Genomic DNA, 21,820 nt, shown 5'->3' with positions numbered 1-21,820 from the left:
CGTTTTTTGTCGTGCTTTCGTCATAGCCGCAGGTTAAGGTGCGGAAATTGCAAGAAAAGACGACAGAATGAAGAAATTTCTGACACACCCCATCGGCATTGATCAAGGCGAAGAAGTCCTGTTTTCGGACTTCGCCGATGGCGGAAATATGTGGACCGGAGAAGGCGCGCGTGAGCGGTGCGCGGCGATCTGGTTCAGCGAACCTTTCCGCTCGATCCCTATTGTTCAGATCGGTGTGTCGCTGTGGGATGTCGACACGTCCTCGGCGTTGCGGGCGGAAGTTCAGGCCAAGGACGTCACATCCGAAGGGTTCAATGCCGTTTTCCGGACCTGGTCAGACACGCGCATCGCACGTATCCGAGTCACGTGGACTGCAATGGGCGAGGTAAAGCACCCGGACGACTGGGACATTTCCTGAGGGGCAGGGCGTTAATCGCCCCGCGCCTCGATCATGTCCACTCGGGTTGCATGACGACCGCCTTCGAATTCGGCCGACAGAAACGCATCTACGATATCCAGCGCCAGTCCCTCGCCGATGACGCGCGCGCCGATCGACAGCATGTTGGCATTGTTGTGCTGACGGATCATTTGGGCCGAGAACGTGTCTGAACATACGCCACAACGGATGCCCGGCACTTTGTTGGCGGCCATCATGATACCCTGTCCGGTACCACAGAGAATGATGCCCAACTGGCAATCGCCCGAGGCGACCGCCTCGGCCGCGGCTTTGCCGTGCAGGGGGTAATGCGTGCTTTCAGGTGTCGTCGGACCGATATCGACAACCTCCCAGCCTTGCGGCGTCAGATGGTTGGCGATGGCCTGACGCAATTCAATCGCAGCGTGGTCACTGGACAGAACAATTCGGTTTTTCCCGGTCACGTTTTAGCCTCCTGCTCAGTCCATGTGGTAAAGCGACTCGTAGATCGGCGTCAGTGTCTTATCCTCAAACAACGAGGAGACGCTTGTCCCGTTCCAGATATTCAGGATGGCCTGCGTGAAGATCGGAGCCGTGGGTACGATGCGAATGTTGGGGGCATTCGCGACCTCTGGCTTCGGCTGAATCGAGTCTGTCAGAACCAGTGATTTCATCACCGAATTCGTAACGCGTTCAACCGCTGGGCCACTCATGACACCATGGGTGATATACGAGTGCACCTCTTTGGCCCCATTGTCGATCAGCACTTGGGCCGCCTTGCAAAGCGTGCCAGCAGTGTCGCACATATCGTCGACGATCAGACAGATCTTGCCCTTCACGTCGCCAATTACGGTCATTTCGGCGACCTCACCCGCTTTTTCGCGGCGCTTGTCCACAATCGACAGGGGTGCGTTGATGCGCTTGGCCAATTCGCGGGCGCGGGCCACACCGCCGACATCGGGCGACACCACCATCAGGTCATCCATTTGATCCTTGAACTGCTTTTTCACATCCAGCGCAAAGATCGGCGAGGCATAGAGGTTGTCGACCGGCATATCGAAAAAGCCCTGAATCTGCGCGGCGTGCAGATCCATGGTCAGGATACGCTCGATCCCGGCGCCGGTCAGCATATTGGCAACCAGCTTGGCGCTGATCGGCGTACGCGCTTTGGTGCGGCGGTCCTGACGGGCATAGCCGAAATAAGGGATGACAGCAGTAATGCGTGCCGCCGAAGAGCGGCGCAAGGCGTCGGCGATGATCAACAGTTCCATCAGATTGTCATTGGCCGGGTTCGAAGTCGGCTGGATAATGAACATATCCTCGCCGCGCACATTCTCGAACACCTCGACGAAGATCTCGCCGTCATTGAACCGTTCGACGCGCGCCTCGACCAGACCTTGATCGACGCCGCGATGCAGGCTCATGCGGCGGGCAATGGTTTCGGCAAGCGGAAGATTGGCGTTCCCAGCAATGAGCTTGGGTTCGTGCAGTGTCGGCATCGGCTGATTATCCCCGGGCAGCAATGGCAATGTGACAGATTCGTGATGTTGACACCGCTTAGCATGGCCTTACCGTCCCGCAAAGATAACGCAGCGGAGAAAGTACACATGACCCAGATTGACTACTATTTTGCGACAATTTCGCCCTATTCCTATCTGGCAGGTACACGGCTGGAAGAGGTCGCCGCCAAACATGGCGCAACGATCAACTACAAACCACTTGATATCATCGCATTGTTCGGCAGGACCGGTGGCACCCCACCCAAGGACCGTCATATCTCGCGCATCGAATACCGCGCGCAGGAACTGCTGCGCCAGTCAAAGACGCTGGGCATGGATTTCAACCTGCAACCAGCCCATTGGCCGACCAATATGGCGCCGTCCTCGTATGCTGTGATCGCTGCCGTTCAGGATGGTTCGGGCGATGTAGGGCAGCTATGCCACTCTTTCCTGCGTGCCTGCTGGGCCGAGGAAAAAGACATCGCCGAAGACAGCGTTATCCGAGACTGCCTGACACAGGCAGGCTTCGACCCGAAACTGGCCGATACCGGCCTGCTGGCGGGGGCTGAAACCTACGCAGCCAATCTTGAAGAAGCCGTGGACCGCGGTGTATTCGGCGCGCCGTTCTATATTACGCCTGATGATCAAAGGTTCTGGGGTCAGGACCGCCTCGACGACCTCGACCGTCACCTCGCAACGCTGAAGGGCTAGTCCAACCCCGCTTGCTTCATCTGGCTAAAAATACCTCGGGGGAATCGCAACTTGCTGCGATGGGGGCAGGGCCGCCGACCCCCTATAGCAAGGCCAGAAACTGATCGATCTGGTCCGCCGGTGTGGACCAGTCACAAACCAGACGGCAGGCTAACATCTCATCCTCATCTGCGCCCTCCAGTGTATCACCCCAAAAGTGATATACCGCGCCTGCGTCATGCAACTTGCGATGCAGACTGCGTGGGAAACGTGCAAAAATCATGTTGGCCTGAGGCTCATGCAAAAACGCAGCCCCGGCGGCGCGCAGCCCGTCAGCCAAACGTGCGCAATTGGCATTCGCCTGCCGCGCCGAGCGTAGCCACAGATCATCCTGCAGATAGGCCGCCATCTGTGCCGACAGATAGCGGTGCTTGGAAAACAGATGCGCCCCGCGTTTGCGTCGCAGCTCAAATTCCCAGGCTTTGCTTTCGTCGAAAAACACCACTGCTTCGACACCCATCAACCCGTTCTTGGTGCCACCGAAACTGACTGCATCCACACCGGATTTCCATGTCATCTCAGCCGGAGAGCAGTTCAACGCGACCAAAGCGTTGGTGAACCGCGCGCCATCCATATGGACCGGCAGGTTATACTCCTTGGCTACCCCGCAAAGCGCCTGCAGCTCTTCCAGCGAATACACCGATCCACGCTCAGTTACCTGCGTAATCGAAACCGGCCCGCGTTGCGGCCCGTGCACGCCACGGGTTTCTTCGCCTTCGACAGATCGGCGCAAAGCCTCAGGGGCCATCTTGTCCTCACCGGGCACGAGGGTCAGCTTGGCCCCGCTATAGAACTCCGGCGCGTTGCATTCGTCCTCATGGATATGTGCCACTGGCGAGCAAAAGACGGTTTCCCATGGCTGAGACAATGTGGCCAGAGCCAGTGAATTTGCCGCTGTTCCCGTAGCCACCAGATATACCGCCGCGCCGGGGGCTTCAAAGATTCCTCGGATTTGGTCGCGCACTTCGTTCATCAGAACGTCCGCGCCATAAGCCATTTGATAGCCCTGATTGGCTTCCGCCAACGCGGCCAGAACCTCGGGATGAACGGGCCCGGAATTGTCAGAGGCAAAATGCATCAGCTCGGCTCCTCGATGATATAATCTTCCCACTCTTCCAAGGGGGTTTCGAATTCAGACACGGTACGTCCCTGCACGGAAATGCCTGCGGCATGAACGCTGTCCGGCGTACCTGACAGCAACGGGTGCCAATCGTAAAGAGGTTTCCCCTCCCACAACAAACGATAGGCGCAGGTCTGCGGCAGCCAATAGGCATGGCTGTCGATGTTGTCGGGGCGCATCACGATGCATTCGGGCACGAATTGATGCCGGATGTCATATTGCGTGCAGCGGCAGCTTTCATCATCCAGCAGACGGCAGGCGACGCAGGTCAGCGCGACTTCGCCGGTGTCTTCATCTTCCAGCTTGTTGAGGCAACATTTGCCGCAGCCGTCGCACAGTGCTTCCCACTCGCGTGGGTTCATCTTCTGCAGTGGCTTGCGCTCCCAGAAGCGCGGGGCCAGTCCGTCTCGGTCGATGGGGTCCTTGGTCATTGAGCGGCCAGAAGCGCGCGCGCGCGGGCGCAATCGTCATTCATTTGGGCGATCAGCCCATCAAGGCCGTCAAAGGTCATTTCGGGCCGTAGGTAATCGACCAACCCCACCGAAAGGGTCGCGCCATAGAGGTCGCCTGAGAAATCGAACAGGAAGGTTTCGATATTGGGAACTTCCCCATGGAACATGGGGCGTGTCCCAACCGACGCCGCCCCACGATAGCTGCCCTGATGTGGACCATCGAGAACATCTACCAAAACTGCGTAGACCCCGAATTTCGGCGGATGCAGCCCCTCGATTGACATATTTGCGGTCGGGAATCCCAGCTCGCGCCCGCGCTGTTCGCCCCCGACGACTTCGCCTTCGATACGATGCCAATGCCCCAGCATCGCGGCAGCGTCGCGCGGGCGACCTTCGGACAGCGCCGTCCGGATTGCGGTGGACGAGACCACATTCTCCGACCGCTCCATCAACGGAGCGATCGTGACGCCAAAGCCCATCTCATCGCCGAACCGCTGCAGATCTTGCGGTGTGCCGCTCCGCCCTTTGCCAAAGCAGAAATCGGCGCCTACGACCACATGCGCCAGGCCCAGTCCGTCACAAATCACATTTCGCGCAAATTCCTCCGGTGTCAGCCCCGCCAAGGCTGCGTTGAACGGCAACTCATAAAGCTTCTGCACCCCCAGCTTCTGCAGCCGGTGCGCCCGTGCATTTCCCCGCATCAGGCGAAAGGGCGGGGCGTCGGGAGCGAAATATTCGCGTGGATGAGGCTCGAATGTCATCACACCCAATGGCGCGGTCGGTTCAGCCTCGCGCGCCAGCTGGATGACGGATTGGTGCCCTAGATGGACCCCGTCAAAGTTCCCGATAGCGACACTTGCGCCGCGGTCTTCCGGCTCAACAAATTGAAAGTCACGTATGATCTGCATGAGGATTGCCTAACGAGAGTGTCGGGCAGGTTCAAGTCGCAGATCAGATGGGTTTGATAATCAGTCGAACTTCCGACTTGGGGCCAGCACCATCGCCTCGCCAACTAACACTTTCTTGCCATCAACGGCGCAATGGCAATCCAGCTTCACGCGGCGCTTGGAAAAGTCGATATCGATCACTTTCACTTCGGCATAGACCATGTCGCCAGGGCGGACAGGTGCAAGGAATTTCAGCGACTGTCCCATATAGACGGTGCCATGGCCGGGCAGCTGCTCTCCGATCACGGCCGAGATCAGTCCTGCGGTCAGCATGCCATGCGCGATCCGGCCTTCAAAGATCGTGTCGCGGGCATAGTCATCATCCAGATGCACCGGGTTACGATCCGTCGACACCTGGGCGAACATCTCGATATCTTCGTCCGTCACCACTTTGCGCAGGTGCCGGGTCATGCCCATTTCGATGTCTTCGATACATATCGTTCCGCGCGGAAGATTGTCCAACATGCTACCCTCATTCGAGATCGTGCGGGCAACAAAAGACCATCAGAAGCCGCCCTTCGGCAACTTTATTACTTCGCAACTGCAGAAAATCAAGTCTTTTTTGATCAGCGCAAACGCCCGATTGAGAAGGTCGGATTGATGTTTTCTTTTTCGTTATGGGATCTTAAGGCATCTTCGTCCGGGTGGTGCGACGTTTTGGTCTCTGCTGCCGCCAGCCCGCCAGTGATGAACAGAGTATCGATACCTTCGCCCATCCCGCCAGCGATGTCGGTCTGTGGGCCATCGCCAATTGCCAGAATCTCGGAATCGCCAATATCAACGCCAAGTTCCGTAAGCCTACGCCGTGCGAGATCGTAGATCGGAGGGTGAGGTTTGCCGAAATAAAGGCTCTCACCGCCCATCTCGGTATAAAGCCGCGCCAAGGCGCCTGCACACCACTCTCGGGTTTCACCGCGATCAACGACAATATCAGGATTGGCGCAGAGCAGTTTCATGCCCTTCTGCTTCGCATATAAAAAGTCAGGCCGGTTTACCGCCGGATCGGCCATAGGGTCAAACGGGCCACAGCATACGATGCCTTCCGCTTCATCCAGCGGGACTCGTTCGATATGGATGGGATGGTCCAGAATTTTCAGCGGCTCAAAGAAACCGGCATCCCGTTGCCATTCTCCCATGAAATAGACCTTTTCGCCGACTGCGCCCCGGAACATCGCAGATCGTGCCGAGTCACCACTGGTGGCAATCGTGTCATAGGCGTCAATCGGCACACCGAATTGTGCCAACTGATCGGCCACCCCCGCACGTGGCTTGGGTGAGTTTGTGACCAATACCACAACACCGCCCTTTTGCCGATAAGCCTGCAAGGCCGCAACCGCCTCGGGGTAGGCGGTGATACCATTGTGCACGCACCCCCAAAGATCGACAAACAGCGCTTTGTAACGGTCAGAGAATTCGGCAAGGGAAGAGATAATCTGGGTCATTGGCCCCTCATCTGGCAGGGAAGGCGATTTACCTAAGCCTATGGCAGAGCTTGCCATGTTTGGCCAGAGGGGGCTCTGCCCCCGGGCGAGGCAGAGCTTCGCAAAAGAAAAAGGCGCCCGATTGGGCGCCTTTGGGATTGGGCTCAGACCTTGAGGTTCGGGATAATTTGCTTTTTCCGGCTCATGATGCCGGGCAACACGACGGCATCGCCATTGATCGATGCCCCGAAGCTTTTTTCCGCGACGGCTTTAACCAGATCATTGGGAACCAGCAGGGTGGCTTCTTCGTTCAGGATGTCGACAACGAATAGCAAGACCTGATCGACGTTGTCTTCCTTGGCGACGTCGATCATGGACGCCGCAAGGCTGTCTTTGCGGTCCAGAACAACGCCCGGTGCGGTGGTTTCCAGCACCGAGACGCGGAACTTCGTGCCATCGACTTCGTATTCCTTGCTGTCCATACGGATCAGTTCGGCGTCCGAGAACGAGGACACATCCGATTTGGCAGCGAACATATCAGCCGCATAGGCCGATACGTCTAGACCCAGATCGGCGGCCAGTTTCTCGGCCACGGCGCGGTCATGTGCGGTGGTGGTGGGCGAGCGGAACTCCAGCGTGTCCGACAGGATGCAGGTCAGCGCAGCACCTTTGATGGCGTCAGGCATTTTCGCTGCATCGTCGCCGATCAGGTCGATCATGATGGTCGCGGTGCAAGCCAGCGGGCGCACGGTGATATCGATGGGGCCTTTGGTTTCCAGCCCACCGACCAGCTTGTGATGATCGATGATGGCGCGGATGTCGGCGCTGTTGATGCTGGCGGGCAGCTCAGCGGGGTTGTTGGTGTCTACGATCACGACCGGGGCATCTTCGGCCACGTCTTCAATGATCTGCGGCTTGGGCAGGTCCCAGCGCTGGAGCATGAAGTTGGCTTCGGTATTGGGCTCACCCAGCAAAACCGGAGTGGCCGCTTCGCCTTTGACTTCGCTCAGATACCAGGCCCAGAGGATGGGCGAGCCGGTCGAATCGGTATCGGGGGATTTGTGACCAAGAACTTGGATTGTCATGACAGTGTCCTGAGGAATGTGGAATTGCGCGCCTTATAGGGCGAAGAATTCCACTTGTCACCCGGAACGGGGCTGGCTGCGACCCTTGGTCTGAAATCTCAGAAAGTGGCGCGTTCCAATGTGTAGCCGGCCTCTTGCAGTTGGTTTAGCAAGCCGAACTTGTTGCTCAGGTGCCCGGCACCGACGGCGATCACGACCGTCTGATCATTCAGTTTCAGAATCTTCTGCATCCAGTTGGCGTTGCGCTGCACCAGGAGTTGGTCTTCGAAGCTTTCCCACTCGGCATTGAATTCTTCCACTGTCAGCCCCGAGGCTTCGAACCCCTGAAGCTTGGCAAGCTCGATGATCATGGCATGCTGTTCGTCGAAATAAGCGTTGGCCATTGTGATCATCTGATCATCTTCGGCCTGCATCGCACCGGCGAGTCGGGTCAGCGAGGCCACCTGTTCTTCCAACGGATGGCTGTCGAACATTGCGATCAGGTCTTCGATCCGTTCCAGCGAGAATTGCGGGATGCCTTGCGCCTCGGCCAGCTCGGTCAGGCGCGTATCCATGCCACGGTCAAAATCGGGCGTGGACATGAGGCAGGGCGGAACTCCCAACATCATGCTCAGAAACCAAGGGCGCATCTTGGCCGCCATCCAGCTTGGAATGCCGCGTTCGGCCAGGGTGGCTGACAGCGCGGCCCAGTCTTCCGCGGTCATAAGATCGACCAGCGTGGGGCCGGAGGTAATCAGCACCGGGCTGAAGTCGTCGGCCAGATCGCGTTCGAACGCATCCATTTCTGATTTTGTGACTTCGAAATAGAAGGCATCTGCGGTGCTGAGGGTTGGTGTGAGGCGTTCAACAATTGCCTCCATGCGAGGATCGTTTGTGTGCAAGGTGCCGATCAGATGCAGAACGGTGTCGCCTTTCCGGGCAATCCAATGGTTGCCTTCCGGGAAAGGAATGGCGCTGAGGGTTTGTTCCAGTTTGGCTTTGGTTTCGGGCGCGAGGTCGAGCCGCAGATCACGCCCTTCGCAGGCGGCGTGGGCCGTAAGGGGCAACAGAAGACTAAAGCAGAGGCTGAGCAGGCGCATTGGGTCTCTTTCCTGGGGCGGGCACTTCGTTCAAGACTTATCTTTGTCTCTGACGGCTGGCAATCCGCGCGAAACCGCATAGCATGGCGGCATGAAGCGCGAGCAAGACCTCTATCCCCCGATCAAAGCATTGCTGGAGCGGCAAGGCTATGCCGTGAAGGGTGAGGTGGGTGCGGCCGATATCGTCGCCATTCGCGAGGGTGAAGAGCCCGTGGTCGTTGAGCTCAAGCTGCGGTTCAGTCTTGCCCTGTTCCATCAGGCGATTGCACGCCTGAAGTTGACGGATCAGGTGTATCTGGGGGTGTGCAAGCCAACCGGACGCAGTGCGCGACGAGCATTAAAAGACAATCTTGCGCTTTGCCGACGCCTTGGGTTGGGGTTGATCACTGTGCGCGCGGATGGCGCGGTTGAAGTCCAGTGTGACCCCGGTCCCTACGCCCCGCGCAAAAACAAGTCCAAGGTTGCGCGCCTGCTGCGTGAGTTCGACCGGTTGGAAGGCGACCCCAATGCGGGCGGGGCGACGCGACACGGGATTGTCACGGCTTACCGTCAGGACGCGCTGAAATGTGCGGCCCATCTGGCAGAATGTGGCGCGACAAAGGGCGCTGAGGTTGCGGTGGCGACCGGAGTGCCCTCGGCCACCCGGTTAATGCGCGAAAACCACTATGGCTGGTTTGATAAGGTCGAGAAGGGCGTCTACTGTCTGTCTGAGGCCGGGCAGGAGGGGCTGAAGCACTGGGCCTATAGCTGGGAACAAACTGATTGAGCCATTAGGTCAGAAAAATCCTTCACAGCTTGTTGACTCACGGATTTGGACCCCCTAGCTATGCGTCGTTATCACTCGCAAGGGTCGAGTGCTAACGCCTCGTCAGTCGGCGAGGGGAGGATAAACAAACTTTGAGCCCAAGGAGCTGCAAAGATGGCATTGAAACCGCTTCATGACCGCGTGCTGGTTCGCCGTACCGAAAGCGAAGAGAAAACCGCAGGCGGCCTGATCATTCCCGACAGCGCAAAAGAAAAGCCCAGCGAAGGCGAAGTCGTTGCAACCGGCGAAGGCGCACGTAAGGACAGCGGCGAACTGATCGCAATGGCTGTTAAAGCTGGTGACAAGATCCTGTTCGGCAAATGGTCGGGCACTGAGGTTCAGGTCAACGGCGAAGAGCTGCTGATGATGAAAGAAAGCGACATCATGGGGATCATCGAGTAAGCCGCGCGCTTTCTCTGATCTTCATTCCAATACATTTTCTCAAGGAGAAACGACATGGCTGCAAAGGACGTCAAGTTCGACACCGATGCCCGTAACCGCATGCTGGCAGGTGTGAACATCCTGGCCGATGCTGTTAAAGTGACCCTGGGCCCCAAAGGCCGCAACGTGGTTCTGGACAAATCCTTCGGCGCGCCGCGCATCACCAAAGACGGTGTCTCGGTTGCCAAGGAAATCGAACTGGAAGACAAGTTCGAAAACATGGGCGCGCAGATGGTGAAAGAAGTCGCCAGCCGCACCAACGACGAAGCCGGTGACGGCACCACCACTGCAACCGTTCTGGCACAGGCAATCGTTCGCGAAGGTCTGAAGCAGGTTGCAGCGGGTCTGAACCCGATGGACCTGAAGCGCGGCATCGATCTGGCGACTGCCAAAGTTGTTGCAGGCATCAAAGACGCATCGCGCGAAGTCAAAGACTCGGCAGAAGTTGCTCAGGTTGGCACCATCTCGGCCAACGGCGAAGCTGAAATCGGCCAGCAGATCGCAGACGCGATGCAGAAAGTTGGCAACGAAGGCGTTATCACCGTCGAAGAAAACAAAGGTCTGGAAACCGAGACCGATGTTGTCGAAGGTATGCAGTTCGACCGTGGCTACCTGTCGCCTTACTTCGTCACCAACGCAGACAAGATGATCGCAGAACTCGACGACTGCATGATCCTGCTGCACGAAAAGAAACTGTCCTCGTTGCAGCCGATGGTTCCGCTGCTCGAGCAGGTGATCCAGTCGCAGAAGCCGCTGCTGATCATCGCGGAAGATGTTGAAGGCGAAGCGCTGGCAACTCTGGTTGTCAACAAACTGCGTGGTGGCCTGAAAATTGCTGCTGTCAAAGCACCGGGCTTCGGCGATCGCCGCAAAGCCATGCTGCAGGACATCGCAATCCTGACCGGCGGTCAGGTCATCTCGGAAGATCTGGGCATGAAGCTCGAGTCTGTCACCATGGACATGCTGGGCACCGCCAAGAAGATCGAGATCACCAAAGACGAAACCACCATCGTCGACGGTGCTGGCGAGAAAGCCGAGATCGAAGCCCGCGTTGGCCAGATCCGCACTCAGATCGAAGAAACCTCGTCGGATTACGACCGCGAGAAACTGCAGGAACGCGTTGCCAAACTGGCAGGCGGTGTTGCTGTTATCCGCGTCGGCGGCATGACCGAAGTGGAAGTGAAAGAGCGTAAGGACCGTGTGGACGATGCTCTGAACGCGACCCGCGCTGCTGTGCAGGAAGGCGTTGTTGTGGGCGGCGGTGTTGCTCTGGTTCAGGCCGGTAAAGCACTGGAAGCTCTGAAAGGCGCAAACGCTGATCAGGACGCCGGTATCAACATCGTTCGCAAAGCCATCGAAGCTCCGCTGCGCCAGATCGCCGAGAACGCAGGTGTTGACGGTGCGGTTGTTGCGGGCAAAGTCCGTGAATCCGGCGATGTATCGTTCGGCTTCAACGCGCAGACTGAAGAATATGGCGACATGTTCTCGTTCGGCGTGATTGACCCGGCCAAAGTTGTCCGTACCGCTCTGGAAGATGCGGCATCGGTTGCTGGTCTGCTGGTCACTACCGAAGCAATGGTTGCCGACAAGCCGCAGAAAGACGCACCTGCTGCAGGCGGCATGCCCGACATGGGCGGCATGGGCGGCATGATGTAAGCTGCTTAAGCCTTTGTGCTTATCGACGGGGTCGCCTTCGGGCGGCCCCGTTTCATTTGGAATGCCTTCTGCTCGGGCATGACTCGGGTGGATGCATTTCTGATCAGAAGAACAGCAGGGCTGCTTCTGCCTGCGGGAAAGTGAGTGTGCAAACCACGCTGAAACCGCTATGCGGTCGAGATGCGACTGTTTTTGCTTACTGCTCTGACCATGTGTGCCTTTGCGGCGAATTCGATCCTGAATCGGCTTGCCATTGATATTGGTGCAAGTGATCCGGCGGGATTTGCCATTGTTCGGGTGTTGTCAGGCGCAATTGTGTTGGTGGCGCTGGTGGCTCTGCGGAAGGGGTCGCTTCCCGTTCTAAGTCGTCGACGTTTTACCGGGGCCGGATCGTTGTCGCTCTATATGATCGGTTTTTCGATTGCGTATCTGACGCTTGATGCGGGGCTTGGGGCGCTGATCCTGTTCGGCGTGGTTCAGATCACAATGTTCACGATAGGGGCAGTTTCCGGCGCGGCCCCGACGAAGCGGCAGGTTTTTGGGGCGGTCATAGCGCTGGGCGGGTTGGCATATGTGCTTTGGCCCACTGGCGCGTTGCGCGTCGATCTGTTGGGGGCCAGCCTTATGGTGGCTGCCGGGGTCGGATGGGCGGTGTATTCGATAGTCGGGCGATCCGAACCTGATGCATTATCCGGAACGGCGGCCAATTTCGTCGTGGCGCTTCCGGTCACAGGATTGGCTCTGCTCGCTTTGGGGGACGCATGGCAGATGACCTTGGTGGGATACGGTCTTGCCGCCTTATCCGGCGGAGTCACTTCGGGGATGGGATATGCGCTCTGGTACCGAGTTCTGCCCCAACTGGCCCCTGCTGTGGCCGCGATCGTACAGCTGAGCGTTCCGGTTGTTGCCATCGCGGCCGGTGTGGTGCTGTTGGGCGAAGTGGCAAGCCTGCGCCTGCTGATAGGCGCAGGACTGGTTTTGGGAGGCATCGCGCTGGCAGTGTTGCGCCTGAACCGTGGCTAGGGGTTTTCTCGCCCCCCGATAGGGCTTATCTGGCGGGTCATGAAGCTTCTGATCGCCTTCCTGTGTTGTCTCGTACCTGCTGTCGCGCATGCGAAATGCGTTGTGTTGCTGCATGGTTTGGCACGGACCGAAGCATCATTCACGGTGATGGAACAACTTTTCCGCGCGCATGATTACACGGTTGTTCGCCCCGGATACTCTTCGACAGACCTGCCCATTCCTGAACTTGCTGAACAAACTCTGCCGGATGCCTTTGCCGCCTGTGGCGATGACACAGTAAATGTGGTCGCGCATTCGATGGGAGGGATCCTGCTGCGCTATTGGCTGCAGGATCATACCCTCGATAGCCTTGGGCGCGTCGTCATGCTTGGCCCCCCGAACCAGGGCAGTCAATTGGTGGATGAACTGGGGGCCTGGGAGGTCTTTGGCTTGCTGCATGGTCCGGCTGGACTGGCCCTTGGTACTGGTCCCGAAGGCATTCCACGCAAGTTGCCCCCGGTTGATTTCGATCTGGGGGTGATCGCCGGAGAAAACTCGCTGAACCCTGTATTCTCGTCCCTGATTGACGGGCCGGATGATGGTAAGGTTTCGGTCGAGACGACAAAGGTCGAGGGCATGGCGGATCACATCGTCTTGCCGGTGACCCACACCTTCATGATGAACAATCCGCAGGTCATGGCACAAACCCTGCATTTCATCGAATTTGGACAGTTCGATCCCGAGATCACGTGGCTCGATGGGGTCGAGGACATCATCGATCAGATTTGCATCGGACAGGATTGCTCGGAGCCTGAATCGGAGCCCTCTCAATGACTAATCTTGATCTGACGTTTACCGGGGCAGAGGTTCTGTTGCCGGGCCAGGGGCTGTGTGCCACGGAATTGTCGATAGCCGACGGTTTGGTGCAAAGTGACAGGGCAGGGCGGCAGATCGACCTTTCAGGGTATCTCGTGCTGCCGGGTATCATCGACCTGCATGGGGATGGGTTTGAACGACACATCGCACCGCGGCGGGGGGCGATGAAGCTGATGAATGAAGGCATCCTCGCAGCAGAAGCCGAGCTTGCTGCAAACGGTATTACAACCGCAGTGATGGCGCAGTTCTACAGCTGGGAAGGCGGCGTGCGCGGACCTGAGTTTGCAGCTCAAGTCTTTGCGGCGATCGCGTCGGTGAAAACGGACACCGTTTCCGATTTAATGCCCCAGCTTCGGTTTGAAACCCATATGCTGGATGATTACGGCGATCTGCCCGAACGGATAGCAGAGTGGCAGGTTCCATATGTGGTCTTCAATGATCACCTTCCGCATGAGCGCCTGGCGCAGGGACGAACGCCACCACGCCTGACCGGGCAGGCGTTGAAAGCGGGACGTAACCCGGAAGTTCATCTGGAAATGCTGCAAACGATGCACAAACGTGGCTCTGAGGTGCCTGAGGCCCTGAACGCTTTGTGTGCCACGTTGGCCAGTCGTGGTGTTCGTATGGGCAGCCATGATGACGCCAAAACGCAGGATCGGCTTGATTGGCGTGCGCGCGGGGTCAGCATAGCTGAATTCCCCGAAACGCTTGAGGTTGCAGAAATTGCCCGCGCGGGCGGGGATCACATTATTCTGGGGTCGCCCAATGTCGTGCGTGGAGGGTCCCACAAAGGCAATGCCAGCGCGCTGGATCTGATTGCCATGGGGCTGTGCGATGCGCTGGCTTCGGATTATCACTATCCAAGCCCTCGTCGCGCCGCGCTGATGCTGGCCAAATCCGGCCTGCTGGACTTCGCAGACGCCTGGGCGCTGGTGTCATCCGGTCCGGCAAAAGTGCTGGGGCTGTTGGATCGAGGTGAGCTGTCGCCGGGAAAACGCGCTGACCTGCTGATCCTTGACGCCCAAACGCAGCGCGTCGCTGCCACTCTGGCGCGGGGGCGTGTCAGCTGTATGTCGGGCGACATCGCCACGCGGTTCATCGACTGAGCGATCCGGTGCCCCACCTTTACCTGTCAGCGTATAATCCGGTTGAAATGCGCCATCTTGCGACCGGTTTTCACCTCGGACTTGCCGTATAGATGCAGCGCAACGTCCCGTTCGCGAGCCAATTCTGGCACCCGATCCATGTCATCGCCGATCAGGTTCTCCATCACCACGTCGGAATGCCGCTGACCATCGCCCAAAGGCCATCCGGCAACGGCGCGGATGTGCTGCTCGAACTGATCGACAGCGCAGCCATTCTGGGTCCAGTGGCCCGAGTTGTGCACGCGTGGCGCGATCTCGTTCACGATCAGACCTTGCGGCGTCACGAACAGTTCAACCCCCATGACACCCACATAATCCAGCGCATTCAGGATATTGGCCGCCAGCAATACCGCATCGGTCCGCTGGGCCGGAGACAAGCGCGCCGGAACTGTGGTCGTGTGCAGGATGCCATCGCGGTGCACGTTCTCACCCGGATCAAAACAGGCAACCTGACCATCCAGACCTCGCGCTGCGATGACCGAGACTTCATGGCTGAAATCCACAAACCCTTCCAGAATGGACGGCGCGCCAGCCATGTCGGCCAATGCAGCCTCGGCGTCTTCAGGGATGCGCAGTCGCGCCTGCCCCTTGCCATCATAGCCGAAGCGACGGGTTTTCAGGATGGCCGGAGTGCCGATCTCATTAACAGCGTTCTGCAAACTTTCCAGATCGGTGATGTCGGCGAAGGGTGCTGTTTTCAGTCCAAGCTCTTGCAGAAAAGCCTTCTCGGTCAATCGGTCCTGACTGACTCGCAGCGCCTCACGGCCCGGACGGATGGGGCGATGTGCTTCCAGCAGATCCAGCGCCTCGGTCGGGATATTTTCGAACTCATAGGTGATGACATCCACCGAATCCGCGAATGCCTGCAACGCAACTGCGTCGTCATAAGCTGCTGTGGTGACGCGATCCGCCACCTGCCCGGCAGGAGGGTTGGCACCGGGTTCAAAAATGTGGGTCTTGAAACCAAGTCGAGCCGCCGCAACGGAGAGCATACGGCCCAGCTGACCCCCGCCCAAAATCCCGATTGTTGCTCCGGGGGTGAGCATATCTGCCATCGTCACGTCTCCAATCGTTTGCCAATCGCGGTCAGGGCGGCGCGCAACGCGTCATGCGCGCCCTCGGACTGCAAGGTCTCGGTCATCTGAAGGCTCAAGGTGCCTTCGGTCGCAAGTGCGTCACGCTCAATGGCCAATTGACCGGCCTGTCCCTTTTGCATCGTGGCCAGGAAGCCTGACATGAGCTGCGTGGTATAGAACTCCGCCCCGTTCTTGTCGCCGGTCTGATCGGCCAGCCATCCTGCCCCGGTTGCCATCAGGTCCAGAATACCCGGCACCATCGCACAAATGGCGAAATGCGCGTTCAATGCGGCCTCGTCCGAGACTTTCACCACAGGGTTTTCGGGCTCGAACAGGTCTGCAAGCAGGCGGTCGTTGCCGAAGGCGGCGAGGGGGCAGCCTCCGGTCTGCAGGAAACCTAGTGGGATGGTCTGCACGAAATCCGACGATGGCGCGCACAGCTTTGCGAGTTGGTCGAAGGGCACGGCTGCCATCACCGAAACGATCTGCTGATCCGCGCGAAAGGTCAGTGGAGCCAGAACGTCTGCTGCAACCTGCGGGCGCAGGCAGAGGAACACGATGTCGGACGCGTCGATCACCTCCTGCGGGGTGCCAACACTGGCCCCAAGCTCGGCCTGCAGGGTCGAAGACACTTGTGCATTGCGCTCGGTAACGTGAAGGTCATGGCCTTTTGAGGCCACCAGCCGCGCGATCGGGGCTGCGATGTGACCTGTGCCAATGATGCCTATGCGGCTCATCCCTGTGGTTCTTCAGGAATTGAAGCGGACAGAGCTGCGCGCCAGGCATCCAGTCGTTCTGCCAGCGCCGTATCCTGCAGCGCCAGAATGCCCGCCGCCATCAAACCCGCATTCGCCCCACCGGCCGAGCCAATCGCCATTGTTGCAACCGGAAATCCCTTGGGCATCTGGACGATGGAATAGAGCGAATCCACACCCGAAAGCGCACGTGTCTGCACCGGCACACCAATCACCGGGACGCGGGTTTTCGACGCCATCATACCCGGCAAATGCGCCGCACCACCCGCACCAGCGATGATGACCTGCAGGCCGCGCGATACGGCGGTTTTGCCGTAGTCCCATAAACGATCCGGGGTGCGGTGGGCTGAAACAATGCGAGCCTCATAGGCGATGCCCAATTCATCCAGAATATCGGCTGCTTCTTTCATCGTGGGCCAGTCCGATTGGCTGCCCATGATGATCCCTACTTTCACATCGCTCATCCGCTTACGCCCCTGCCTTCGGAAAGAGCGCGCACTATAGCCAAATCCGCTTATGTGGCAATGCGGTACACGCGTTTCAGGCGATGATATCGGGGGTCAAACGGTCTTCAATCAGACGGATGATGTCTTTCAGGCGCAGTTTCTGCTTTTTCAGCCGTTTGATCGTCAACTGATCCGAGGTGCCCTTGGCCTGCAAAGCCTCGATCGCCTCGTCCAAATCGCGGTGCTGGCGTCGAAAGACCTCCAATTCCACCCGCAGGACTTCATCGGTTTTCATCGAAAGATCGGTAGGCGCGTTCATGGACGACTCAGTGTTTCAAGTGGTGCTTTCGACACAAGATAGTGTGTCAGGGTTTATCCGGCCAGACCTTGTGGACATCCCTGTATCTTCCCATATTCTATAGCACGCGGTTGCCAGAACGGGGCCGCAGAATACGTCGCTTTGACAATGAAGGACGAAAATACGTGTCGAAACTTACCTTAGGCTCATACCCGCATCTTTTGGGGTTCGAGCAGTTGGAACGCCTTCTGGAACGGTCTGCAAAGGCCGGTAATGAAGGTTACCCGCCCTACAATATCGAGCAGACCTCGGATTTTTCCTATCGCATCACCCTGGCTGTGGCTGGGTTCGCGGAAGAGGACCTGTCGATTACCATCGAGGATCGCCAGCTGGTGATCCGGGGCCGTCAACGCGACGACAGCGAGGGGCGCATATTCCTGCACCGCGGCATCGCGGCACGCCAGTTCCAGCGCATGTTCGTGCTGGCTGACGGGGTCGAGGTGGGCGAGGCGATCATGGAGAATGGTCTGCTGCATGTGGATCTGACCCGCGCCGTGCCTGAAACCGTGGTTCAGACAATCAACATAAGGAAGGGGTAAGAGCTATGAATACACCGATCGAAATCAACGCCGAAGGCGATCGGATCGTCTATGTAAAAACGGTCGAAGTGGCTGACTTGCCGCGTGATTTGCGCGAACAGGCAGGCGATCTGGATCAGCTTTATGCCGTCCACGACTCTGATGGGCAGCAACTGGCGCTGGTCGCCGACCGCAAGCTGGCCTTTGTGCTCGCGCGTGAGCATGACCTGTCCCCGGTGGCTGTTCACTAAGCCACCACACACTCTGCTGAAATGACGTGACATTTGCCCGTTCTGCGGTGATCGTGCCGCAGAACGTGAAACAGGAGTGTGCGTCATGGCATGGTATGACTTTGACTGGGTGGATGCCTTCACCGACCGCGCGTTTGGTGGCAATGGTTGTGCGGTCGTACATGGCGGAGCAGGGCTATCGGATGAAACCTGCATGGCCTATGTCCGCGAGACCTCTTTGGTGGAATGTACCTTCACCGGTCCGTCCGATGTGGCCGATATCAGGGTGCGGTATTTTCTGGCCAGCCGTGAAATCCCCTTTGCAGGCCACCCGACTATCGCAACGGTCGCTGCCCTTCGGTCGCGAGGTTTGGTTCAGGGCGAATCTCTGACATTGGAAACCGGAGCGGGCCTTGTCGCCATTCGTCTGAATGGTGATGAGATCGAGATGACCCAGATCGCACCAGAATTTGGGGCCAGTGTTCCGGTCGACCTTGTTGCAAGCGCGATTTCGCTGCCAGAAGAGGCCATTATTTCCCCGCCGCAACTGGTATCAACCGGTTTGCCGTTCTGCATCACGGTGCTACGGGATCATGATGCCTTGCGCGCCGCGCGGCTGGTCGAAGGGCCTTTACGTAAGGTGGCTGCCGCAGCTGATTACTCGGGTTCAGACATGGCCGAGCCGTTTTTGGTCACCTTGCAAGGGGCGACGGCGCAGGGGGATACGTTCTCGCGTCTGTTGCTGGCACCGCCCAGCCCGCCAGAGGACCCATTCACCGGTTCGGCCACGGGGGCCATGGCGGCCTATCTCTGGAAATACGGTTTGATGAAAAAAGATCAATTCACGGCCGAACAAGGCCACGACATGGGGCGCCCCGGGCAGGCGCGGGTTACACGCGTTGGCCCCCCGGATGCGATGACCGGGATCAGAGTTGCCGGGCGCGGCCATATTCTGATGCGCGGGCAGGTGGATCTGCCGGACTGACCCGCTCAGATCTTTGGCTTCATCCACTCAAGTCGGGCAATGGGATTGCTGGCCGGATCAACCGAGTGCCGCTGGCAGAGCTTCTCCAGATAAGAGCCGGGCAGTGGCAACCCGGACCGCTGTGTGGCCAGCCACTTTTTCTGATGACCGTAGATGTGGACGGAATGGACGCCCTCTCGTTCAATCTCTTCCATGCGGATTCTGGGGTCATGCAGCTTCCACAACTCGTCGACCGCAAGCGGGTACAGCGCCTCGAGCGGCAATGCGTGCTTATCTTCTCCGGTTTCTCTCAGAAAATAGCTCAGTGCCTTGGGGCCTGAACACCCCCAGGAGAGCGCTTCGATCCCCCAGGTTTCACCGTTCTGAATGCGTTCCCGATTAATCCGGTGCAGACGCGATCCGCGCCACGGCTGGGTGGGGTTTTGCGAAGTAGTGAACTCCAGCATCTGCGTCAGCGTTGACGAGTCAGGCGGCAGCTTCAGCACGCCGTTCGGATATGACCCATCGCCGGTTGGGGCGAACACGTAAGGGCTGTCAAAATCGAATGGTCGAACGCAATAAGCATCCAGATCAACCCAGATGAAATCGGTTTTCTGCAGCATTCGCAGGCGAAATATATCCGAGAAAACAGCGACCCTGAGCCGAAAGTTTTCGCGCAAATCGAAGGGAGGAGGCCACAGGATCTCTGACGCGTGGCGCTGATCGACCCCAAGCGGGACGCCTTCAACTGGATCGGTGGTGTAGAGAACGAACGGGTGCCCATAATCAAGAAATGACTGAATGCAAAGAGCTTCGAGCCAAGACAGATCAGAGCCGTACCAGAAACCGGCAATAGTCGGCAGTTTTCGCCCCATGGATTGATCGCGCCTGAGAATGGTCCTGACCAAGCTATAATCCGTTTCGCATGGCGGCGGCAATGTGCGGCCACCTGAAACGAAAACAGCCCCCGGGAACCGGGGGCTGCTTGCTTTGTCTCAAATCAGTTGGCCGCGATCAGACCCATGCTTTCCAGTTTCAGCAGAACCTGATGGGCGCAGTTGTCGACTTCAACATTCTCGGTCTCGACGCTGAGTTCGGGGTTTTCCGGCACGTCGTAGGGGTCTGAGATGCCAGTGAACTCTTTGATCTTGCCTTCGCGCGCCAGCTTGTACAGCCCCTTGCGGTCGCGGCGTTCGCATTCCTCAATACTGGTGGCCACGTGGACCTCACAGAAGGCACCAAACTGCTCGACCTCTTCTCGCACGGCGCGGCGGGTGGTGCCATAGGGTGCGATTGGAGCACAGATGGCGATGCCGCCATTCTTTGTGATCTCAGACGCCACATAACCGATGCGGCGGATGTTGAGATCGCGGTGCTCTTTCGAGAAGCCAAGCTCTGACGACAGGTTCTTTCGCACGATGTCCCCGTCCAGCAGCGTGACCGGACGACCGCCCATCTCCATCAGTTTGACCATCAGCGCGTTGGCGATGGTGGATTTGCCCGAGCCCGAGAAGCCGGTGAAGAAGACGGTAAAGCCTTGCTGGCTGCGCGGCGGCTTGGTCTTGCGCAGCTCGGCCACAACCTCGGGGAAGCTGAACCATTCCGGGATTTCCAGACCTTCGGACAAGCGGCGACGCAGTTCAGTGCCAGAGATGTTCAGGATCGTGACGTTCTCCTTGTCCAGGATTTCGTCATTCGGTTCATACTGGGCACGTTCCTGCACATAGACCATGTGCTTGAAATCCACCATCTCAACGCCGATTTCGTCCTGATACTTGCGGAACAGATCCTGCGCATCATAAGGGCCGTAGAAATCCTCTCCGGCCGAGTTTTTACCCGGTCCCGCGTGGTCGCGGCCCACGATGAAGTGGGTGCAGCCGTGGTTGGCGCGGATCAGACCATGCCAGACGGCCTCGCGCGGGCCAGCCATGCGCATGGCGAGGTTCAGCAGGCTCATCGAGGTCGTCGAGGCCGGATATTTGTCCAAAACCGCCTCATAACAGCGCACGCGGGTGAAGTGGTCGACGTCGCCCGGTTTGGTCATGCCAACCACCGGGTGGATCAACAGGTTGGCCTGCGCTTCTTTTGCGGCGCGGAAAGTCAGTTCCTGATGCGCGCGGTGCAGCGGGTTGCGGGTCTGGAAGGCCACGATACGACGCCAGCCCAGTTTGCGGAAATAGGCGCGCAGCTCGTTGGGGGTGTCGCGACGTCCGCGGAAGTCATAGTGAACAGGCTGCTGGATACCGGTCACCGGACCGCCCAGATAGACCTTGCCTGCCACATTGTGCAGGTAGTTCACGGCAGGGTGCGTATCGTCATCCGCACCAAAAACCTTCTCGGCTTCGCGCGATTTGTCAGGTGTCCAGCGATCAGTCACCGTCATGGTGCCCAGAATGACGCCTTCCTGATCGCGAAGGGCGATGTCCTGACCCAACTCGATCTTTTCAGCAAAGTCTTCGCTGACATCCAGCGTGATCGGCATCGGCCAGAGCGTGCCATCGGCCAGGCGCATGTTTTCGACGACGTTGTCATAATCGGCCTGAGACAAGAAACCTTTAAGCGGGTTGAAGCCGCCATTCATCAGCAGTTCTAGATCGCAGATCTGGCGTGGGCTCAGATCCCAGCTGGTCAGGTCAGCAGCTTCGACCTTCAGTTTCTGCGCGGACTCGTATGAAACATACAGTTCGGGGATAGGGGCCAAATTGGCTAGCATGGTCATGAGAAAACTCGTGTCAGCGGTTTGTTTTGCATGTTGTTCAGAGGTGTTTGTACGGGCATTT

At 58.2% G+C, this 21,820-nt stretch carries 26 protein-coding genes; 11 read left to right on the top strand and 15 right to left on the bottom strand.

The annotated features are described in order from the left end of the window. The first annotated feature begins 67 nt into the window (after positions 1-67). Positions 68-418, top strand: a complete 351-nt coding sequence (locus ACR0NF_RS12270; protein WP_480470573.1) for an H-type lectin domain-containing protein — start codon at positions 68-70, stop codon at positions 416-418. An 11-nt stretch (positions 419-429) separates the two neighbouring features. On the opposite strand, the gene rpiB is transcribed toward ACR0NF_RS12270, so the two are convergent. Further along, entirely contained in the window at positions 430-879 is a 450-nt protein-coding gene (rpiB, locus tag ACR0NF_RS12265; protein ID WP_480470572.1) for a ribose 5-phosphate isomerase B, read from the bottom strand. A 15-nt stretch (positions 880-894) separates the two neighbouring features. Then, positions 895-1,914 carry a ribose-phosphate pyrophosphokinase gene (locus ACR0NF_RS12260; protein ID WP_480470571.1) on the bottom strand — a complete coding sequence of 340 codons (1,020 nt, stop codon included), beginning with the start codon at positions 1,912-1,914 and terminating at the stop codon, positions 895-897. Positions 1,915-2,022: 108 nt separating this feature from the next. Between ACR0NF_RS12260 and ACR0NF_RS12255 the strand changes: the two genes are divergently transcribed. Continuing rightward, on the top strand, positions 2,023-2,625 hold the full coding sequence (locus ACR0NF_RS12255) for a DsbA family protein (RefSeq protein WP_480470570.1): 603 nt from the start codon (positions 2,023-2,025) through the stop codon (positions 2,623-2,625). A gap of 82 nt (positions 2,626-2,707) precedes the next feature. Here the strand turns inward: ACR0NF_RS12255 and ACR0NF_RS12250 are convergent, their stop codons facing one another. From ACR0NF_RS12250 to ACR0NF_RS12220, 7 genes are all read right to left on the bottom strand, one after another. After that, complete coding sequence (locus ACR0NF_RS12250) at positions 2,708-3,742, bottom strand: threonine aldolase family protein (protein ID WP_480470569.1); 1,035 nt, start codon at positions 3,740-3,742, stop codon at positions 2,708-2,710. Beyond that, positions 3,742-4,215, bottom strand: coding sequence for a YcgN family cysteine cluster protein (locus tag ACR0NF_RS12245; protein WP_480470568.1), 474 nt, complete (start codon positions 4,213-4,215; stop codon positions 3,742-3,744). Before ACR0NF_RS12245 ends, ACR0NF_RS12250 begins: the two co-directional genes overlap by 1 nt. Continuing rightward, positions 4,212-5,144 carry a bifunctional riboflavin kinase/FAD synthetase gene (locus ACR0NF_RS12240; protein ID WP_480470567.1) on the bottom strand — a complete coding sequence of 311 codons (933 nt, stop codon included), beginning with the start codon at positions 5,142-5,144 and terminating at the stop codon, positions 4,212-4,214. Before ACR0NF_RS12240 ends, ACR0NF_RS12245 begins: the two co-directional genes overlap by 4 nt. Positions 5,145-5,204: 60 nt before the next feature. Next, positions 5,205-5,648, bottom strand: a complete 444-nt coding sequence (locus tag ACR0NF_RS12235) for a MaoC family dehydratase (RefSeq protein WP_480470566.1) — start codon at positions 5,646-5,648, stop codon at positions 5,205-5,207. A gap of 101 nt (positions 5,649-5,749) precedes the next feature. Continuing rightward, a complete protein-coding gene (locus ACR0NF_RS12230; protein ID WP_480484975.1) occupies positions 5,750-6,625 on the bottom strand; it encodes an HAD family hydrolase in 876 nt (291 codons plus the stop codon). Between the two features lie 143 nt (positions 6,626-6,768). Continuing rightward, positions 6,769-7,689, bottom strand: coding sequence for a manganese-dependent inorganic pyrophosphatase (locus ACR0NF_RS12225; RefSeq protein WP_480484976.1), 921 nt, complete (start codon positions 7,687-7,689; stop codon positions 6,769-6,771). A gap of 98 nt (positions 7,690-7,787) precedes the next feature. Beyond that, positions 7,788-8,768 carry a TraB/GumN family protein gene (locus ACR0NF_RS12220; protein ID WP_480484977.1) on the bottom strand — a complete coding sequence of 327 codons (981 nt, stop codon included), beginning with the start codon at positions 8,766-8,768 and terminating at the stop codon, positions 7,788-7,790. A gap of 91 nt (positions 8,769-8,859) precedes the next feature. On the opposite strand from ACR0NF_RS12220, the gene ACR0NF_RS12215 reads away from it, so the two are divergent. From ACR0NF_RS12215 to ACR0NF_RS12190, 6 genes are all read left to right on the top strand, one after another. After that, positions 8,860-9,534, top strand: coding sequence for a DUF2161 domain-containing phosphodiesterase (locus ACR0NF_RS12215; protein WP_480470562.1), 675 nt, complete (start codon positions 8,860-8,862; stop codon positions 9,532-9,534). A 153-nt stretch (positions 9,535-9,687) separates the two neighbouring features. Beyond that, positions 9,688-9,975 carry a co-chaperone GroES gene (gene groES, locus ACR0NF_RS12210; RefSeq protein WP_039523824.1) on the top strand — a complete coding sequence of 96 codons (288 nt, stop codon included), beginning with the start codon at positions 9,688-9,690 and terminating at the stop codon, positions 9,973-9,975. A 54-nt stretch (positions 9,976-10,029) separates the two neighbouring features. Beyond that, positions 10,030-11,670 (top strand): chaperonin GroEL, encoded by a 1,641-nt coding sequence (groL, locus tag ACR0NF_RS12205; RefSeq protein WP_480778322.1) that lies wholly within the window; start codon positions 10,030-10,032, stop codon positions 11,668-11,670. Positions 11,671-11,850: 180 nt separating this feature from the next. Further along, positions 11,851-12,693 (top strand): DMT family transporter, encoded by an 843-nt coding sequence (locus ACR0NF_RS12200; RefSeq protein WP_480470560.1) that lies wholly within the window; start codon positions 11,851-11,853, stop codon positions 12,691-12,693. A 39-nt stretch (positions 12,694-12,732) separates the two neighbouring features. Beyond that, a complete protein-coding gene (locus tag ACR0NF_RS12195) occupies positions 12,733-13,506 on the top strand; it encodes an alpha/beta fold hydrolase (RefSeq protein ID WP_480778321.1) in 774 nt (257 codons plus the stop codon). Beyond that, positions 13,503-14,654, top strand: a complete 1,152-nt coding sequence (locus ACR0NF_RS12190) for an alpha-D-ribose 1-methylphosphonate 5-triphosphate diphosphatase (RefSeq protein WP_480778320.1) — start codon at positions 13,503-13,505, stop codon at positions 14,652-14,654. The genes ACR0NF_RS12195 and ACR0NF_RS12190 overlap by 4 nt, the downstream gene beginning before the upstream one ends. Positions 14,655-14,680: 26 nt before the next feature. Here the strand turns inward: ACR0NF_RS12190 and ACR0NF_RS12185 are convergent, their stop codons facing one another. From ACR0NF_RS12185 to ACR0NF_RS12170, 4 genes are all read right to left on the bottom strand, one after another. Beyond that, positions 14,681-15,748, bottom strand: coding sequence for a 5-(carboxyamino)imidazole ribonucleotide synthase (locus ACR0NF_RS12185; protein WP_480778319.1), 1,068 nt, complete (start codon positions 15,746-15,748; stop codon positions 14,681-14,683). Positions 15,749-15,750: 2 nt separating this feature from the next. Then, positions 15,751-16,506, bottom strand: coding sequence for an NAD(P)-binding domain-containing protein (locus ACR0NF_RS12180; RefSeq protein ID WP_480778318.1), 756 nt, complete (start codon positions 16,504-16,506; stop codon positions 15,751-15,753). Next, entirely contained in the window at positions 16,503-16,988 is a 486-nt protein-coding gene (gene purE, locus ACR0NF_RS12175; protein ID WP_480778317.1) for a 5-(carboxyamino)imidazole ribonucleotide mutase, read from the bottom strand. Before purE ends, ACR0NF_RS12180 begins: the two co-directional genes overlap by 4 nt. Positions 16,989-17,064: 76 nt before the next feature. Next, positions 17,065-17,289, bottom strand: coding sequence for a YdcH family protein (locus tag ACR0NF_RS12170; protein WP_010441787.1), 225 nt, complete (start codon positions 17,287-17,289; stop codon positions 17,065-17,067). Positions 17,290-17,453: 164 nt separating this feature from the next. Between ACR0NF_RS12170 and ACR0NF_RS12165 the strand changes: the two genes are divergently transcribed. The 3 genes from ACR0NF_RS12165 to ACR0NF_RS12155 all read left to right on the top strand — a co-directional run bounded on the left by ACR0NF_RS12165 (position 17,454) and on the right by ACR0NF_RS12155 (position 19,061). Then, positions 17,454-17,867: an Hsp20 family protein gene (locus ACR0NF_RS12165; protein ID WP_058275530.1), complete on the top strand. Its 414-nt coding sequence runs from the start codon at positions 17,454-17,456 to the stop codon at positions 17,865-17,867. A 5-nt stretch (positions 17,868-17,872) separates the two neighbouring features. Continuing rightward, entirely contained in the window at positions 17,873-18,097 is a 225-nt protein-coding gene (locus tag ACR0NF_RS12160) for a DUF1150 family protein (protein WP_480470554.1), read from the top strand. Between the two features lie 85 nt (positions 18,098-18,182). Then, positions 18,183-19,061, top strand: a complete 879-nt coding sequence (locus ACR0NF_RS12155) for a PhzF family phenazine biosynthesis protein (RefSeq protein ID WP_480470553.1) — start codon at positions 18,183-18,185, stop codon at positions 19,059-19,061. Between the two features lie 5 nt (positions 19,062-19,066). Here the strand turns inward: ACR0NF_RS12155 and ACR0NF_RS12150 are convergent, their stop codons facing one another. Together ACR0NF_RS12150 and ACR0NF_RS12145 are read right to left on the bottom strand one after the other, a co-directional pair. Next, positions 19,067-19,915, bottom strand: a complete 849-nt coding sequence (locus ACR0NF_RS12150) for a glycosyltransferase family 32 protein (RefSeq protein ID WP_480778316.1) — start codon at positions 19,913-19,915, stop codon at positions 19,067-19,069. Positions 19,916-20,040: 125 nt separating this feature from the next. After that, positions 20,041-21,759, bottom strand: a complete 1,719-nt coding sequence (locus tag ACR0NF_RS12145) for a bifunctional sulfate adenylyltransferase/adenylylsulfate kinase (RefSeq protein ID WP_480470551.1) — start codon at positions 21,757-21,759, stop codon at positions 20,041-20,043. Positions 21,760-21,820 lie beyond the last annotated feature (61 nt).

This window comes from Ruegeria sp. CF4 (assembly GCF_056537345.1).
Note: the sequence above shows the minus strand (reverse complement) of the source record. Positions and strands in the feature narration are given on the sequence as shown.